Origin of the sequence: Streptomyces sp. NBC_01445, from assembly GCF_035918235.1 — a bacterium.
Classification (GTDB): domain Bacteria; phylum Actinomycetota; class Actinomycetes; order Streptomycetales; family Streptomycetaceae; genus Streptomyces.
The window spans coordinates 6,532,765-6,548,359 of the sequence record NZ_CP109485.1; the positions used below are offsets into that span (position 1 = coordinate 6,532,765).

Here is a 15,595-nt window from a genome sequence, read left to right on the forward strand (position 1 = left end):
TAGGCCCTGCCCGCCGGCCCTGCCCTTCCAGCACCGGAGTACACCCCGGACGGGGGCTCGCTCTTACGCCCCAGGCACAGCACAGTGGACGTATGGGCGCACAAGGCACGGACCCGGAGGCGGGAGCCGAGGCGGCGCGGGCCGCGCTCGTGCGGGAGATCGCCGTGAGCGGGGCCTTCGACGGCGACCCGGCCTGGCGCGAGGTGTTCGAGCAGGTCCCGCGCCATGTGTTCGTGCCCTACTACTACCTTCCGGCGCCGACCGGCTATCGGCGGCTGTGGCGCGAGGACCCCGACCCGCGGCAGCGGGAGCGCTGGCTGCGCGGCGCCTACGCCGACGAGCCGCTCGCCACCCGGGTCCGCGACGGGGAACTGGTCTCGTCCAGCAGCCAGCCGTCCCTGATGGCACGGATGCTCATCGAGCTGGACGTACACGAGGGGGACCGCGTCCTGGAGATCGGCGCGGGCACCGGCTACAACGCCGCGCTGCTCGCCCGCCGCGCAGGCGACGAGAACGTCACCACGGTCGATCTGGACCCGGAGATCACCGAGACCGCGCGCCGGCACCTCGCCGCGGCGGGCTTCCGGCCGGCCGTCGTCACGGGCGACGGTGCGACCGGCTGCCCCGAGCACGCCCCGTACGACCGGATCATCGCGACCTGCGCACTGCGGGCCGTGCCCAGTGCCTGGCCCGCGCAGTGCCGGCCGGGGGCGCGCATCCTGGCGCCCCTCGCGACCGGTCTGATCCTGCTCACGGTGCGCGAGGCCGGCCACGCCGAGGGCCGCTTCCTGCACACGCCCGCCTACTTCGTGCCCCTGCGCGGCGGGACGCAGGGCGAGGAACCGGTGCAGCACATCGGCGGGCTGCCCCGCAGGGTCATCGCCGACGAGCTGTTCCGGTTCCTGCTCTCGCTGACCGCGGGCCGGCTCGACCCGCACGAGGCCCTCGCCCTGTGGGAGCGGGAGGGACGGCCCGTGCGGGAACGGTTCGGCATCACGGTCAGCGGCGAGCTCGAGTGGGCCTGGCTGGACGACCCCGAAGGGCCGTACGCCTGGTCACTGCGGCCGGACCGGATGTAGCCGCAGAGGGGCTAGCCCCGGTGGATCGTGATCGTCGTCCAGGCGCCCACGTGCACCCGGTCGCCGTCCTGGAGCGGCACGGGGACGAAGGGCTGGATGGGCTCGTCGCCGCCGTTGACCGTGGTGCCGTTCGTCGAGTTCTGGTCGACGACCGCCCATGATCCGTCCGGCTGCTGTACCAGCACCGCGTGCTGATGCGAGACGCCCGGGTCCTCCGGCGGCACCGACAGATCGATGTCGGGGGTGTCGCCCGTGGAGTGGCGGCGACGGCCGATCGTCAGCTGGTTCCCGGTGAGCCGGCGCTGCTGCTCGGGCGAGTACGCCGGCAGGTTCAGGCCCGAGGCCTCGGGCCCGCTGCGGTGCATCATCGCCATGAAGTACTCGCGGTCCGGGCCGATCGTCGCGCTCCAGGAAACCGGCTGCTGCTGGAAACCCTGGGGCGCCTGAGGGGCCTGGGTCTGCTGCGGCGGCGGGAAGCCCTGCGGGCCGCCCGGCGCCTCGGTCGCACCGGGACCCGGACCCTGCTGCGCCGGGGCCGACGGGGGTGAGAGCACCCAGTCGTCACCGCCGCCGAAGGACGGACCCGAGGGACCCGGGGGAGGCGGCGGACCCTGCGGGCGGCCGGTCTCCTGCGGGAACGCGGGCGGGGCGGGCGGACCCGGCTGCTGGAATGCCTGCGGGGCCGCCGGCGTACCTGGCTGCTGGAATGCCTGCGGGGCGCCACCCGTGCGGGGACCCGGCGGGGGCGGCGGGCCCTGCGCCGCGTCGCCGCCGAACGGCGGGATCGGCTCGGCGGGCCGGTTCATCTGCGAGGGCCGCGAGCCCTGGTACTCGAACGAGTCACCGGGACCGGGCGGCTGCTGCTGGAAGCGGAGCGCCGGGTTCGGGCCGACGGGGCCCTGGCCGGGACCTTGACCGGGACCTTGACCGGGGCCGGGCATCGGCGGGTTCGGCGCGGCCGGCGTGTAGGACGTGGCCGTGTTCGTCAGGAAGTTCCACCGGCACTCCTCGCAGAACGGCGCGCCGCCCTCACGGGGCGTGCGGCACTGCGGGCACAGCTCGGGGCCGGCGCCGGGCGGCGGAGCGGACTGCCCCGCGTTCGCCGGCGGCGGGTAGCCGTAGCCGGGAGGCGGGGTCTGGCCACCCTGCGGGTAGCCGTAACCGGCGGCCGCGGGCGGCGGCGGAGGGGGCGGGGGTACGGCACCGGCCATGCGGTGACCGCAGACCTCGCACCAGTCGTCGGAACCCGACTGGTGTCCGTTCGGGCAGGTCGGCATGTCGGCGCTTCCCCCTCCGTTACTTCGCTACGTCATCACTTCTTGACACGGACAGTCTTCGTGGACCGGGTCTCGAGGGTCATTTCGTCAGCCTCGGCGACCTTGGCCTTCAATCGAACAGTACCTTCCGCGGCGTCGACCACGTCCACCACCTTCGAGAGCAGTTTGGCCGTATCCGCGTTCCCGGAGGCCGCGGCGAGCTGCACCGCGCGCCCCAGCTTGGCCGTCGCCCCGTCCGCGTCGCCCGCTTTGCGGGCATCCAGACCCTGCTGGATGACCTGTGCCAGTTCCGCCTGACCCGTGTAGTGCGCGACCTGCGGATTGATCGACGTGGACGCCGTCATGTCGTCCGTCCACACGGCCCGTACGAGTCCCTGCGCCAGGTTCTGCACGCCGCCGTCGGCCCCCGGGACCACCAGCGAGACGCGGCCCGCCAGCATCTCCTGGCCGAGCTCGGCGTTCGGGACCTGTACGCAGACGTGGTAGTCGCGGGACTCGTCGCCCCACGAACCCGTCGGGTAGTCGCCCGCGCGGGGCCCCACCTCGACGCGACGGTCCGTCAACTCCTCGACGGTGGGCGCCACTTGCTTCACGAACTTGATCTCGGCGCCGAGCGGCGTCCACAGCCGCAGCGCGACGTCCGCGACCTCCTTGCCCATCGCCGTCTCCATCATCCGCGTGAAGTCGGCGGCCAGGCCCGCCGGGTCCGCGACGATGTCGGCGCTGCCGAGCATGGCCGAGGCGATCCCCGTGACCTCCTTGACCTCCCAGTCCGTCCCCACGCCGCGCGCGTCGCACGTGAAGCGGCCCGCGCACGCGTCGAGCGCGGCCTTCAGGTCCTCGGGCGACTCGTGCTCGTTGCGCCCGTCGGTCAGCAGGATGCCGTGCCGTATCGACACGTCGGCGGCGGACAGGAGCCGGTCGGCGAGGCGCAGCCAGGTGCCGATCGCGGTGCCGCCGCCCGCGGACAGCTTGCGCAGGGCCTGCTTGGCCTGGTCGCGGGTCTGCGCGTCGGCGACCGCGAGCCGGCCACCTCCAGGGAAGACCTCCTTCGCCACATGCGTCCCGCCGATCACGGCGAAGTGCACACCGTCGCGCAGGGTGTCGATCGCGGCGGCGGTGGCGTCACGGGCGTTGCGCATCTTCGTCGGCGGGTAGTCCATCGAGCCCGAGCAGTCGACCATCAGCGCGACCGCCGTGTCGGCCCCCCGGCCCGCGGCGTAGAACTGCGGAGCGGCCACCGCGCCGCCGCCCGTCGACGTCACGGTCACGATCGCGTTGACCTCGCGGCCGCCCTCCGGCAGGAACTCGTTCTGGTAGACGTCGACCGAGAACTGCGGAGCGTTCGACTTAGAGAACTTGGCCATGGTTGTTGGTCCCCCCCTACACCTTCGTGCACCTACGTGGAACTTCCCCGACGACCCGGCGACTTCCCCGCGCCGCCCGGTCTACGCCGATCCTGCCCCCGCGGGCGGTACGGGGAACGGCAGCACGGCCACTGTTACGTTGTCGTGCCCGCCGCCGTCGAGCGCGTGGCCCACCAGGACCTGGGCGCTGTGCAGCGGACGGTGCGCCGCGTCGGCCGGGATGACCCTGGCCATCTCCTCCGCGGCTTCCGCGTAGTTCCACAGCCCGTCCGTGCACACCACGACCACCCCGGGACGGTCCGGCTTGAACGAGGCCGTGTGCGGCTCCAGTTCGTAGGCGTCCGCGCCGAGCCAGCCCGTGATCGCGTGGGCGCGCTCGTCCGCGTACGCCTCCGCCTCGTTCATCAGGCCTGCCGCGACCATCTGCGCCGCCCACGAGTCGTCCTCGGTGAGGCGGGCCGCGGGGGCCGTGCGGTCGTCGGGCACCCAGTAGGCGCGCGAGTCGCCGACCCAGCCGACGATCAGCAGGTCCTTGGCGACGATCGCGCCGACCAGCGTGCACGCGGGCGCGTTCTGGTGGGGGGCGTGCTCACGGGCCGAACCGGGCTCCTGAGCCAGGGTGTTGACCGCCTCGGCCGCCACGACGATCGCGTCGTGCATGGCCTGCTGCGGATGCGTGCCGCGCGGCAGGGACTCCAGGAGCGCCTCGCTCGCGGCGCGCGACGCGGCGAGGGACGCCTCGTCGGGGCGGGTGGCCGAGGAGACGCCGTCGCAGACGATCGAGACGACGGACGGTGTCCCGTCGGGCAGCGCGGCCGACGCGATCGCGAACGCGTCCTCGTTGCGGTGGTGGCGCAGCCCCCGGTCGCTGACCGCGGCGACCGCGCCCAGCTCCTGCTCCATGTGATCGCGCTCGCGCGGCTGCGCGTGCCCGCAGTTCTCGCAGTAGCCGTCCCGGTCGACCTGCCCGGCGCGGCACGCCACGCAGAGCTTCGTGCCCGCGGGCGGGGTCGCGAGCGACTCGGGCGGCACGGTACGGGGATCGGGGGCGGGCAGCGTGTAGTCGCCGGCGGCGGACTCACCCGCCTGCTCGGGGACCCCGTCGAAGCGCATGGCCGACGGCAGTTCGGAGCCGCCCGAGTCGGTGCCCTGGAGGTCGGTGGGCAGATGCACGGGCGCCGGGGTGTCGGAGCTGTCGAGCTCGGGGGCGGAGGGCCAGTCCACGGCGGGATTCCCCGCCGGCACCGCGCCGTCCGCGGCCGGCGTGAGCGCCGGCAGGTCGTCCGGCGGGGCCGGCACCGCCGACAGGTCGTACCCGCACGCGCCGCAGAAGCGGTCACCCGACTCGAGGGGCTCCTCGCAGCTGGGGCACGTCGACATGGCCGTCGGCCGAGGCATCTGCGACATCAACTCACACCCACGTCCGTGGACGGTAACGGTTCGCCCGCTCCACCAGTTCGATCCTCTCCTCGCCAACCTGAGCGAGCCTGGCCAATGTCCGGTACGAGCGCTCGAGGCCGAGACGCAGCCCCCGCTCGTCCAGATCGTTCCCCAGCACCAGGGTCCTCACGGGTCCCTGGTGTGGAGCGGAACCTTGACTACCGGAGAGTACCCAGTCGAGCGCCGTGCCAAGGACCTCGGTGGACAACCGCTCCCGGCGCACCGCGTCGAGGCCGAACCCGTCCAGCGCCTCGACCTGGCCCGCCGCGGCCGTCAGGTCGTCGAGCAGCGGCCCGTGCGCGGCGGCCGCCTCCGCCATCCGCTGCCGCAGTCTGGCCCGCACCGCGGCGACCCGGGCCGCCGTGTAGTGGATCGACGACTCCGGTACGGACTCCAGGGTGTGCACGGCGCCGTGCCGGTCGCCCGCGGCGAGCTGCACCCGGGCCAGGCCGAACGCGGCGCTCACATAGCTGGGGTCGGTGGCCCAGACGAGGCGGTAGTACTCCGCCGCGTTGTCCAGCTGGCCGAGTACCTCCGCGCACACGCCGAGCGCGAGCTTCGGGGCGGGCTCACCCGGGAACGCGTCGTAGATCGCGTCGAACGACAGGGCCGCGTTCGTGTGGTCGCCGGTCGCGAGCGCCGCGACCCCGCGGTACCAGACGACCCGCCAGTCGTCCGGGTGCTGCGCCTCCAGCTCCGCCAACGCATGGGCGGCGGAGACCAGTTCACCCATTTCGAGGCGGGCCCGCAGCTCACGCAGGCGCAGTTCCAAGGAGGTGGCGGGCGCGGCGCGCAGCGCGGTGATGAGCTCGCCCGGAGCGGACGCCATGAGCCCCGCGAGGAACCCGGCGTTCGGGTCGCCGGGGTCGACCCTCGGCACGGGGAGCGCGAGCGCGGTGGCGGCGGCGTTGAGGGGCTTCACCAACGAGGCGGGGGCGCCGGGCGAGCCAGGGGAGCCGGGAGTGCCCGGGAGCGCGGTGGGCACGCCGGCCGACGGGAGTGCGGGCGCGGCCTGCTGTGCACCCCGTCCCTTCCGTCGCACCGGCTCCGCCCGTACCCCGAACCGCGACACATCGCCCGTCAGCTGCGCGAACAACTCCGTGTCCGTGACCTTGACCTCGGGCCCGAACAGCGTCGAGAGCGCAGGCCGCGGACGGCCCGTCTGGAGGGCCACGACCTCGCGCAGTACGCCGGTGAGCTGCTCCGCCATCTCCTGCGCGGACGCGAACCGGCGGGCGGGGTCGGGGTCGGTGGCGCGTACGAGCAGCCGGTAGAACGACTCGTACGTGCGGAAGACCTCGATGCTGTCGGGGTCGGGCAGGGAGTCCGCGAAGACGTTCGTGTAGCCCTGGAAGTCGAAGGTCAGGACGGCCAGTGTGCGCGCCACCGTGTACAGGTCGGAGGCGACCGAGGGGCCGACGTCCGCGACCTCGGGCGCCTGGTAGCCCACGGTCCCGTAGATCGCCGACTCGTCGTCGTCCATCCTGCGGACCGCGCCCATGTCGATGAGCTTGAGCTGGTCCTCCGTCTGGATCGCGTTGTCGACCTTGAAGTCGCAGTACAGGAGGTTGCGGCTGTGCAGGTGCCCGAGCGCCTCCAGCGCCTCGATCCCGTACGCGCAGGCCTGCTCGACCGGGAGCGGGTCGCGCTTGCCGGTCGGGGTGCGGCGCCCGTTGGCGATCTCCTTGAGGGACTTGCCGCCTACGTACTCCATGACGATGTAGCCGTCCATGGAGCCGGTGCGCTGGTCGAGGTGCTCGACGAAGTTGTAGATGCGGACGATGTTCGCGTGCTCGATCTCGGCGAGGAAGCGCCGCTCCGAGATCGCCGCCGCCATGGCGTCCTGGTCACCCGTGTCGAGGAGGCCCTTGAGGACGACCCAGCGGTCGGAGACCGCGCGGTCCACGGCGAGATAGACCCAGCCGAGCCCGCCGTGCGCGAGGCAGCCCACCACCTCGTACTGGCCGTGCACGATGTCGCCCGTACGCAGCTTCGGCACGAACGAGTACGGGTGGCCGCACTTCGTGCAGAACCCCTCCGTGCGGCCCGGGCGTTCGCCGCGCGCGCGGCCCACCGGCGCCCCGCAGTCCGAGCGCGAGCAGAATCGCTTCCGCTCGGGAACCTCGGGGTTCTCCTGCACCATCGCCCGCGGGTCGGGCCGCGGCACGTCCGGCACCTGGACCAGGCCGACGCCGAGGCGCCCGCGGCCCGACGACGCGGCCGAGGCGCCCGAACTGCGCACCGACACCGACCGCGACGTCGACTGCCCCGACAGGGAGCGCGACAGCCGGCCCGAGACCGACCGGCGCGACTGCGAGGAGCGCGACGAGGAGCGCGAGCTGGCCCGCGACGACCGCGAACTGCTGCGCGCACTCGAGCTGTTGGAACCCCGGCCGCCGCCCGTGATGCCCGTCGGCGACGACCCCACCATGCCCGTCGGCGAGACCACCGGGGCCAGACCGCAGGTGTCGCAGTACAGCTCCCCGCCGCCCACGTCCTCGTACGAACCCACGCACCCGGGACGCTGGCACTGCCGCTGCTCGCTCATGATTCCCCCCTCCGGTCGGCGGGACCGCCCTGTTCGGGCACCCGCGGGACCAATACGTCGGCGGCCGCCCGCTGGTACCGCAGGACCGCGTCCTCGGCCGCGCGCAGATCGCAGGGCGCGCTCCACAGCATCCGCCGGGCCGCGTCGTAACGCTCCACGAGCAGCGGGTCCTCGGCGAACCCGAGCCGCGCCACCTTCGCCTTGTAGGCGTCGAGACGGCCGCGCAGCTCGGCGCGGACCGCCAAAGGCTGTGTGACCTCCGTCAACGACTCGCGCGCCCGCAGGAGTTCGTCCTCGGCCTTGGTCTCCAGGCTCTCCAGAAGCGGTGAGAGCCGGTGCCACTGGGCGGATCTGCGGTACTCGGCCGCCGTCGCCAGCTGCTCCTGGAGCGCCGTCGGCGGGCCGCTGACCGCGGGCACCTCGAACGCGGCGATCTTGGCGAGGACCTCGCCGCGCGCGGACCGCGCCTCGGCGAGCGTGCGGTCGGCGCGCGAGAGGACGTCCCGCAGCCTGCCGAGCCGGACCTCCGCGTCCTGCCGCACGGTCAGCACCGCGTCGATCTCGCGGCGCACCTCCTCCAGCGCCTGCGCCTCACGGTCGTACGCCGTCGTGTCGGGCCGACCGCCGCCGGGCGCCGAACTGCCGGGTGCGGAACGCCAGTACGCCAGCGGATCGGACACGACGTCCTCCCGCAGCCGCGTCAGCGCGTGCGTGATCCGCTCCAGGTCGTCGCCCGAGGGGTGCTCACCCGGCCGTACGCCGACGGAGTGCGCGAGCTGACGCGTGCGGCCCAGCTCGGCGGCGAGGAGGTCTATGCGGGCGGGCAGCGCCGACCAGACGGCGTCGGCGGCGACCACCATGTCGAGCGAGCTCGCGTACAGGTCGTTCATCCGCTCGACCAGGTCGGCGAGCGTGAACCGGTCGCTGAGCCGGGCGGGGCCGGTGAGCGACGCGGGCGTGGAGGGGCCGCTTCCGGCGACGGTCACGCTCTCGCCGCGCAGCAGCTCGGTCAGCTCGACGAGGTCCTCACGGCTCGACCAGCGGCGCCGCGCCCGTATCTCACGGGCGGAGCGCAGGGCGGCCGTGTACGCGTCGAAGTACGTCCACAGCAGGGTGATCGCCTGATCCGCGGCGGCCCAGCGCTCATGGGTGGTGCCGGTCAGCCGCGCGCCTTCGAGGAGTCTGCGGCCCGCGTGGTCCTGGAGGGCGAACAGTGACGTCTCGATCGCCTCGTGCTCCGCGCCGAGCCGAGCCAGCGCACGGTCCACCTCGTCCCGGTCCATCACCGGACCGGGGGGTCCCGTGACGCCCATCGATCACCTCTCCGTTCACATCGCTGCCGCCGGCCGCCGTCGGCCGCCGCTGTGCAGTTGCCGCAAGTAGCGCCCGGCCGGGGCTACTTGTACTTCGGTGCGGGCGGCCCGGAGGCCGCGCCGAGACCGTCCTTGAGCCACGTGTCGTACGAGTCCTGCCAGCCGCCGTCCTTGCGGAAGTCCTCCAGGACCTGGTTGACCCGGCGTACCAGGTCGTCCGTGCCCCGCTTCATCGCCACGCCGTAGAACTCCTTGGTGAACGGCGTGCCCTTCAGCTCGACCGTGGGGTCCTGCGCGGCCTGGCCCGCGGCGAGCGCGCTGTCCGTGACCACGGCGTCCACCTCGCCGAGCTGCAGCCTGACGAGGCAGTCCAGCTGGTTCGGCACCGTCGTGGAGATGTCGGCGCCGGGGGCCAGCGTGCCCGCCTTCCGGTCCGCGTCGAGCCGGTCGAAGGCGGTCGAGCCGGCCGCCGTGCAGATCCGCTTGCCCGCGAGCGACTTGTCGTACCCCGTGATCGAGGAGGTCTTGGGCGCAAGGACCTGCTGCCCGGTCTGGAAGTACGCCGTGGAGAAGGCGACGTCCTTGAGCCGCTCGCAGCTGATCGTCATCGTGCGGACGACCATGTCGACGTTCCCGTGCTGTATCGCCGGGATGCGCTGGTTGGTCGGGATCGCGCGGAACCGGATCAGGTCGCGGTCGCCGAGGATCTTCTGGGCGATCTCGTGCGCCAGGTCGATGTCGAAGCCCTCGAGCTCGCTGGACTTCTTGTTCGGGTCGCGGTAGCCCCAGTGGTAGCTGTTCTGGTCGACGCCGACGATGAGGTAGCCGCGCTTCTTGATGGCCTTGACCGCCGCCCCCGACTCGCTCCCGGACGGCGAGAGGCTGTGCTCCGGTTCGGTGCAGTCGTCGGCTCTGGCCTGCACGCCCGTGGCCAGACCGGGGCCGCCGACGCCCGTGCTGCCGTCGCCGACGGCGCCCCGGGTCAGGGGGAGCAGCAGCGCGAAGACCGCGGTCAGGGCGCAGGCGACCGCCATGGCCGCCACACCGCCCCAGCCGCGCAGGCTGATCCGCGTACGCCGTGCGCTCATCGCTGTCCCGCCCCCTCTCTCACCGGTACTCCGAAAGCCTGCGCCCGATGCCGAGCACGGCGCCCGCCGCGCCGAGGACGGCGAGTACGGCGGCGCCCACCGGGAGCCCCGTCATCGCACCGCGCCCGTCGGTGGCCGCCTGCTTGAACTCCGCCTGCTCGTGCGTCAGGGCGGACTGCAGTTCCTTGTCGACGTTGTCGAAGCACTCGCGGGTCGGCTTGTCCTGCGCCGAGCCGATCACCTTGTCGAGCGCCCCCTGGTAGTTGCCCGCGTCGTCCTGCTCGCGGGCGTCCTTGTGGCGGTCCTGCCACACCCGCATGTTGTCACCCGCGGCCAGGACGGGCCGTTTGCCATTGCTGTCGTCGGCGAGCTTCGTCGCGTCCCCGAGCTTCGTGGCGAGCGTCTTCATCTGGTTCTGGTAGTCCACGTCGAAGGCGTCCTTGGCCACGCCCTTCACCTCGACGGTCTCGGCGCCGCGGCTGACCAGCGTCAGATTCTCGTTGCCCCGCGCCTTGAGGGAGGCGATGCGGGCGTCGTGCAACACGTTCAGCGAGCGGACCCCGTGGTCGTACGACTCGTGGAGACCCGCGCGGGCGACGCTGTGGCCGACGACGAGCCAGAGGAGGACGACCGTGGACGCGGCCGTCGCCGCGACCAGGCCGTGGTTGAGCACGCGGTTCGTCCGGCGGTAGTTGCGCCGCTGGGCCCAGGCGAGCGCGCCGAGCGCGACGACGCCGAGGCCGATCGCGGCCCAGGGGTAGGGCGTGGCGCTGTCGTAGTCCGAGCGGAGCCGCTCGTTCTCCTTCTTGTACAGGTCCTCGGCCGCGGGGAGCATCTGCTCCTGCATCGTCTCGTTCGCGTACCGCAGGTAGGCGCCGCCCAGCGGGAAGCCCTGCCGGTTGTTCGCCCGAGCGCGCTCGATGAGGCCCTTGTACTGCGGCAGCAGCTTGTTCAGCTTCGAAATGGCGGCCGTGGAGGGGGAGTCGGGGTCCGAGTTCGCCGCCGCCGTCACGAGCTTGGCCGCGGCGGTGCTGATGTCCTTCTCGTACCGGTCCCGCGTCTCGGCCGGCTCCTGGCCGCCCGCGAGGAAGCCGCTGGACGCCGCCGTGTTGGCGTCGGCGAGCGAGCGGTAGATGTCCGCCGCGTCGGCGCTCAGGGGCTGGCTGCTGTGCAGGACGTCGTCCGCGGCGGCCGAGCGGTCGGTCATCTGCCAGGCCGTGACCGCGCCGAACGCGACGACGAGCAGCGCGAGCACGGCGCCGATGATGCGCAGGCGCCCCGGCTCCGTCGTCGCCGCGGCGCGCACCCGGTCGACGCCCTCCGCCCACGCGGTGCCGCGCGCGGGCGCGGGCGCGGCGGGCTCCGGGCCCTGCGCGTGCGGCGGCCGCACCTGCGGCGGCACGGACGGCATCGTGGGCGCGCCGACCGTCCCCGGCGGCGCCGCGCTGCCGTTCGGCGGGTTGTTCACTCGACCTCCCCCATGGTCATCCGTCCGTCACTTCCGTCCGGCGTGCGGGGAGCGCGGGCGAAAGTGCACGGCCGCAAGTATTGCCGCAGGGACGGACATTCGCACAGCCATTGACTGGATCTTGTTCGGATCGGCGTGCGAACGCACCGGACCGACCGCCCCCTCGCACGCCGTCGTGCAGCCCCTGCCCTTGAACACGTGAGACGAATCCGATCGGTTCCCTCCCCGCGCGCCGGTCACAGCAGAGCGGTGAGCCGCTCCAGGCTACGGCGGCCCTCACGGCGCACCCCCACCGGGACGAGCGCGGCCCGCCCCGGCACCCGTACCCCGCCGGTGAACGCGACCCGGGTCCCGTCCCCGTCGGGCGCCGCCGCGACGCCCAGCAGCAGGAACCGGCTCTGCAGCCAGCACCAGCCCGGACGGTGCACCCCGCGCAGCCGGGCCCGCATGCCGTACTTACTGATGGCCAGCGCCTCCACACGCTCCCCGTCGCGGCGCAGCACACGCAGCCCCCGCATATCGGGCGTGATGCGCCCGAAATCGCCCTCCAGGTCGCCCAGAAGGGCCCACACCCGCGCGTACGGGGCGTCCACGCGCCCCTCGGTGACATGGGCGCCGCTGATGCCGGACGCGAGCGCGTGCAGTCTGCGTACGGGGTCTAGGTCCGCCCGGGGCCATTGCGCCCGCTGTGGCGGCTGAGGGAGCTGAGTCATGAGGTCCACGCCTTCCGGAAGGTGTCACGGGCCCGGGACAGCCGGGACTTGACGGTGCCCACGCGTACGCCCAGCAGCTCGGCGGCGGCGCGCTCGTCGAGACCCTCCACGTCGCGCAGGACGAGCACGGCGCGGTGCTCGGGGGAGAGCCGATCCAGTACATCCCTTATGTCCGCGGCGAGTTGGAGGTCGCCGCGTGCGGGCAGAGTGCTCAGGTCGGCCGGGACCGCGCGTGCCGAACGCCGCGCCATGCGGACCGCCTCGCGCACGGCGATGGCGCGGACCCAGCCCCGCACGGCCGCCGGGTCCTTGAGGGAGCGCAGTGAGCGGAAAACGGCGACCAGCGCCTCCTGGGCCGCGTCGGCGCCCTGGTCGAGCGCGATCGGTCCGCAGATGCGCCCTACGTAGGGGGCGAGTTCGTCCAGAAGAGTGGCCATGGCGAGGGTGTCGCCGCGCTGGGCGGCCCGCACGAGGCGTACGGTCGCGGCCCTGTCATCGTCATCGGACACGTACGGCATCTTCCCTGTGCGCCACGGGCTCCGGCCGGGCGACCCTGACCGCGGCCGCCGCGAGACCCGCGCAAAGCGGCGTGTACGCGCCCAGGTTGAGCCAGTAGAACGCGGTCTCGGGGTCCTTGGTGAAGAGCCAGTAGACACCCGCGAGGCCCCGCAGCGAGAGGCCGGCGGCGACGGCCCACGTGCCCAGGCGCAGCAGAGCGTGCGGGCGGTTCAGGCGCGCGCGGGCGACGACGACGCCGCTCGCCGTGAACAGGGCGGTGGCGAGCGGCAGCAGGACGGGCGGGGTGAAGGGCACGTCCGCGCCCAGGACGGCGTACGACAGGCTCTTCACGTCGTGCGCCGGCCAGGTCGACCCGGTGGACCAGCAGAGGTGCAGCAGAGCGTCGCAGCTCAGTACGGAGGCAATGAGAGTGGCGGCGCGGCGGGCGGTGCGGTCGGTGGGCATGGGTGCGTCCTCCGGAAGGTGCGATGAGTGACCGACACCCTCCAGAGGACGCGTCCCGCCGAAACGTTCCCGACGACTTCGGTCAGCTTTCGAAATGCGCCCGCACGCGCGCGTGCACGTCCTCGTCCGCCCCCACGGCGTCGAGGCCGAGCAGTGCCGCGCCCAGGACGGGGCGGGCGGTGACGACGCGCGGTACCGCCTTGGGGGCGCGCGCGGTGAGCATCTCCCGTATCCGGTCGTCGAGTTGGGGATGGCGCGCGGCGAGCACCGAGCCGCCCAGGAGCACGGGGGTCTCCTCGTCGAGCAGGCCGAGCCGGTCCAGGGCCACCACGGACATGGCCACGACCTCGTCGCCCATGCGGTCGATCAGGGCGCGGGCCACCGGGTCGCCGTCCGCTGCCGTCGCGAAGAGCACCGGCGTCAGCTCGTGCCGTCGCTGCACCGGGATGCGGCCCAGGTGCAGCGCCTCGATCAGCGCGTACATGGAGGGCAGCCCGAAGTGCGCGGGCAGGGAGTGCATCAGGGCGGTCGCATCGCCGCGGCCGTCCTCTGCGCGGGCCGCGTACCAGAGGGCCTCCTCGGCGAGGCCGCCGCCACCGCCCCAGTCGCCGGAGATCTTGCCGATCGCGGGGAAGCGGGCGGTGCGCCCGTCGGGCAGCATCCCGGCGCAGTTGATGCCGGCGCCGCACACGACGGCGACGCCGCGCGGCTCGGAGTCCTTGAGGAGCCCGGCGCGCAGGACGGCGAAGGTGTCGTTGCGTACGTCGACGGAGGCGGCCCAGCCGCGGGCGCGCAGTTCGGCCGCCAACTCCCGTTCCTCGACCGGGAGGTCGGCGTTGGCGAGACACGCCGAGACGTGTCCCACCGTGGTCGTGCCCGCCTCGGTGAGCGCACGGTCGACGGCCTCGGCGAGCACGTCGACGGCGGCCTCGACGCCCACCTTCGGCGGCTGGAACCCGCCGCCGCGGGCCGCGCCGACGACGGTGCCGTCGGCCGCGACCACCGCGACGTCGGTCTTGCTGTTGCCGGCGTCGATCGCCAGCACCCAGCCGTTCACAGAAGAGCTCAGGCCCACGCGAGGTGCTCCCGGTTGTGGGCGATCAGCTCGTCCGTGAGCTGCTCGGCGTACTCGATCTGGCCCACCAGCGGGTGTGCGAGCAGCGCCTTGAAGACGCGGTCGCGCCCGCCGCGCAGGGCGGCTTCGAGTGCCAGGTCCTCATAGGTGGTGACGTTCGCGATGAGGCCCGCGTACAGCGGGTCGAGCGCCGGCACGGCCAGCGGCGTCGCACCCTTGCCGTCGACCGCCGCCTGCACCTCGATCACGGCGTCGTCGGGCAGGAACGGCAGCGTGCCGTTGTTGTACGTGTTGACGACCTGGTACGGGGAGCCCCCGCCGCCGAGGAGCGAGGCCGCCAGGTCCACGGCCGCCTCGCTGTAGAAGGCGCCGCCCCGCTTGGCGAGCAGCTCCGGCTTCTCGTCGAGCGCCGGGTCGCCGTACATCTCCAGCAACTCCCGCTCCATCGCGGCCACCTGGGAGGCGCGCGACGGCTTCGTGCGCATCTCCCGCACGACCGCGTCGTGCTGGTAGTAGTAGCGCAGGTAGTAGGAGGGCACGACCCCGAGACGGTCCACGATCGCGCGCGGCATGTGCAGGTCCTCGGCGATGGCGTCGCCGTGCTCGCCGATCAGGCGCGGCAGCACGTTCTCGCCGTCCGGTCCGCCGAGGCGGACACCCAGCTCCCAGGTGAGGTGGTTGAGGCCGACGTGGTCGAGGTGGACCTGCGACGGCGTCACGTCGAGCAGCCGCGCGAACTTCCGCTGGAAGCCGATCGCGACGTTGCACAGACCGACGGCCTTGTGCCCGGCCTGGAGCAGCGCGCGGGTCACGATGCCGACCGGGTTGGTGAAGTCGATGATCCAGGCGTTCGGGTTCGCGCGGCGCACCCGCTCGGCGATGTCGAGGACCACCGGCACGGTGCGGAGCGCCTTCGCGAGGCCGCCCGCGCCGGTCGTCTCCTGTCCGACGCAGCCGCAGTCCAGCGGCCAGGTCTCGTCCTGGTTGCGGGCGGCCTGGCCGCCGACGCGCAGCTGGAGCAGGACCGCGTCGGCGTCGGCGACACCGGCGTCCACATCGCTCGTCGTACGGATGACGCCGGGGTGGCCCTGCTTGGCGAAGATGCGCCGCGCGAGGCCGCCGACCAGTTCCAGACGGTCGGCCGCCGGGTCGACGAGCACGAGCTCCTCGATCGGCAGGGTGTCCCTCAGTCGCGCGAATCCGTCGATGAGTTCGGGTGTGTAGGTCGAGCCTCCGCCGACCACAGCGAGCTTCATATCGGTTC

Annotated in this window: 13 protein-coding genes; 1 reads left to right on the forward strand and 12 read right to left on the reverse strand. The window is 73.2% G+C overall.

Annotated features, from left to right (window positions below):
- Positions 1 to 92 precede the first annotated feature (92 nt).
- Positions 93 to 1,079 carry a methyltransferase domain-containing protein gene (locus OG574_RS29735; protein ID WP_326775710.1) on the forward strand — a complete coding sequence of 329 codons (987 nt, stop codon included), beginning with the start codon at positions 93 to 95 and terminating at the stop codon, positions 1,077 to 1,079.
- Between the two features lie 11 nt (positions 1,080 to 1,090).
- Here the strand turns inward: OG574_RS29735 and OG574_RS29740 are convergent, their stop codons facing one another.
- The 12 genes from OG574_RS29740 to OG574_RS29795 all read right to left on the reverse strand — a co-directional run bounded on the left by OG574_RS29740 (position 1,091) and on the right by OG574_RS29795 (position 15,587).
- Entirely contained in the window at positions 1,091 to 2,356 is a 1,266-nt protein-coding gene (locus OG574_RS29740) for an FHA domain-containing protein (protein ID WP_326775711.1), read from the reverse strand.
- Between the two features lie 35 nt (positions 2,357 to 2,391).
- Positions 2,392 to 3,723 carry a vWA domain-containing protein gene (locus OG574_RS29745; protein ID WP_326775712.1) on the reverse strand — a complete coding sequence of 444 codons (1,332 nt, stop codon included), beginning with the start codon at positions 3,721 to 3,723 and terminating at the stop codon, positions 2,392 to 2,394.
- Between the two features lie 81 nt (positions 3,724 to 3,804).
- Positions 3,805 to 5,130: a PP2C family serine/threonine-protein phosphatase gene (locus tag OG574_RS29750; RefSeq protein WP_326775713.1), complete on the reverse strand. Its 1,326-nt coding sequence runs from the start codon at positions 5,128 to 5,130 to the stop codon at positions 3,805 to 3,807.
- A gap of 4 nt (positions 5,131 to 5,134) precedes the next feature.
- The gene (locus tag OG574_RS29755) at positions 5,135 to 7,711 is read right to left on the reverse strand and encodes a serine/threonine-protein kinase (RefSeq protein ID WP_326775714.1); all 2,577 of its coding nucleotides are present in this window, start codon (positions 7,709 to 7,711) and stop codon (positions 5,135 to 5,137) included.
- Positions 7,708 to 9,024 (reverse strand): hypothetical protein, encoded by a 1,317-nt coding sequence (locus OG574_RS29760; protein ID WP_100594154.1) that lies wholly within the window; start codon positions 9,022 to 9,024, stop codon positions 7,708 to 7,710. The genes OG574_RS29755 and OG574_RS29760 overlap by 4 nt, the downstream gene beginning before the upstream one ends.
- An 83-nt stretch (positions 9,025 to 9,107) precedes the next feature.
- The gene (locus OG574_RS29765) at positions 9,108 to 10,112 is read right to left on the reverse strand and encodes a glutamate ABC transporter substrate-binding protein (protein WP_326775715.1); all 1,005 of its coding nucleotides are present in this window, start codon (positions 10,110 to 10,112) and stop codon (positions 9,108 to 9,110) included.
- Between the two features lie 19 nt (positions 10,113 to 10,131).
- Entirely contained in the window at positions 10,132 to 11,523 is a 1,392-nt protein-coding gene (locus OG574_RS29770) for a hypothetical protein (protein WP_326778673.1), read from the reverse strand.
- Between the two features lie 293 nt (positions 11,524 to 11,816).
- Positions 11,817 to 12,293 carry a hypothetical protein gene (locus OG574_RS29775; RefSeq protein WP_326775716.1) on the reverse strand — a complete coding sequence of 159 codons (477 nt, stop codon included), beginning with the start codon at positions 12,291 to 12,293 and terminating at the stop codon, positions 11,817 to 11,819.
- Positions 12,290 to 12,802, reverse strand: coding sequence for an RNA polymerase sigma factor (locus OG574_RS29780; RefSeq protein WP_326775717.1), 513 nt, complete (start codon positions 12,800 to 12,802; stop codon positions 12,290 to 12,292). Before OG574_RS29780 ends, OG574_RS29775 begins: the two co-directional genes overlap by 4 nt.
- Positions 12,792 to 13,256, reverse strand: coding sequence for a DUF3995 domain-containing protein (locus tag OG574_RS29785; RefSeq protein WP_326775718.1), 465 nt, complete (start codon positions 13,254 to 13,256; stop codon positions 12,792 to 12,794). The genes OG574_RS29780 and OG574_RS29785 overlap by 11 nt, the downstream gene beginning before the upstream one ends.
- Positions 13,257 to 13,338: 82 nt before the next feature.
- Positions 13,339 to 14,331, reverse strand: a complete 993-nt coding sequence (locus OG574_RS29790; protein ID WP_326775719.1) for an N-acetylglucosamine kinase — start codon at positions 14,329 to 14,331, stop codon at positions 13,339 to 13,341.
- On the reverse strand, positions 14,322 to 15,587 hold the full coding sequence (locus tag OG574_RS29795; protein ID WP_326775720.1) for a 6-phospho-beta-glucosidase: 1,266 nt from the start codon (positions 15,585 to 15,587) through the stop codon (positions 14,322 to 14,324). The genes OG574_RS29790 and OG574_RS29795 overlap by 10 nt, the downstream gene beginning before the upstream one ends.
- Positions 15,588 to 15,595 lie beyond the last annotated feature (8 nt).

What these genes read in the sequence shown, in the direction of transcription:
- OG574_RS29745 (WP_326775712.1), bottom strand. Translation starts at nt 3,723, where the DNA reads ATGGCCAAGTTCTCTAAGTCGAACGCTCCGCAGTTCTCGGTCGACGTC.
- OG574_RS29795 (WP_326775720.1), bottom strand. Translation starts at nt 15,587, where the DNA reads ATGAAGCTCGCTGTGGTCGGCGGAGGCTCGACCTACACACCCGAACTC.
- OG574_RS29735 (WP_326775710.1), top strand. Translation starts at nt 93, where the DNA reads ATGGGCGCACAAGGCACGGACCCGGAGGCGGGAGCCGAGGCGGCGCGG.
- OG574_RS29775 (WP_326775716.1), bottom strand. Translation starts at nt 12,293, where the DNA reads ATGACTCAGCTCCCTCAGCCGCCACAGCGGGCGCAATGGCCCCGGGCG.
- OG574_RS29740 (WP_326775711.1), bottom strand. Translation starts at nt 2,356, where the DNA reads ATGCCGACCTGCCCGAACGGACACCAGTCGGGTTCCGACGACTGGTGC.
- OG574_RS29755 (WP_326775714.1), bottom strand. Translation starts at nt 7,711, where the DNA reads ATGAGCGAGCAGCGGCAGTGCCAGCGTCCCGGGTGCGTGGGTTCGTAC.
- OG574_RS29785 (WP_326775718.1), bottom strand. Translation starts at nt 13,256, where the DNA reads ATGCCCACCGACCGCACCGCCCGCCGCGCCGCCACTCTCATTGCCTCC.
- OG574_RS29770 (WP_326778673.1), bottom strand. Translation starts at nt 11,523, where the DNA reads ATGCCGTCCGTGCCGCCGCAGGTGCGGCCGCCGCACGCGCAGGGCCCG.
- OG574_RS29750 (WP_326775713.1), bottom strand. Translation starts at nt 5,130, where the DNA reads ATGTCGCAGATGCCTCGGCCGACGGCCATGTCGACGTGCCCCAGCTGC.
- OG574_RS29765 (WP_326775715.1), bottom strand. Translation starts at nt 10,112, where the DNA reads ATGAGCGCACGGCGTACGCGGATCAGCCTGCGCGGCTGGGGCGGTGTG.
- OG574_RS29760 (WP_100594154.1), bottom strand. Translation starts at nt 9,024, where the DNA reads ATGGGCGTCACGGGACCCCCCGGTCCGGTGATGGACCGGGACGAGGTG.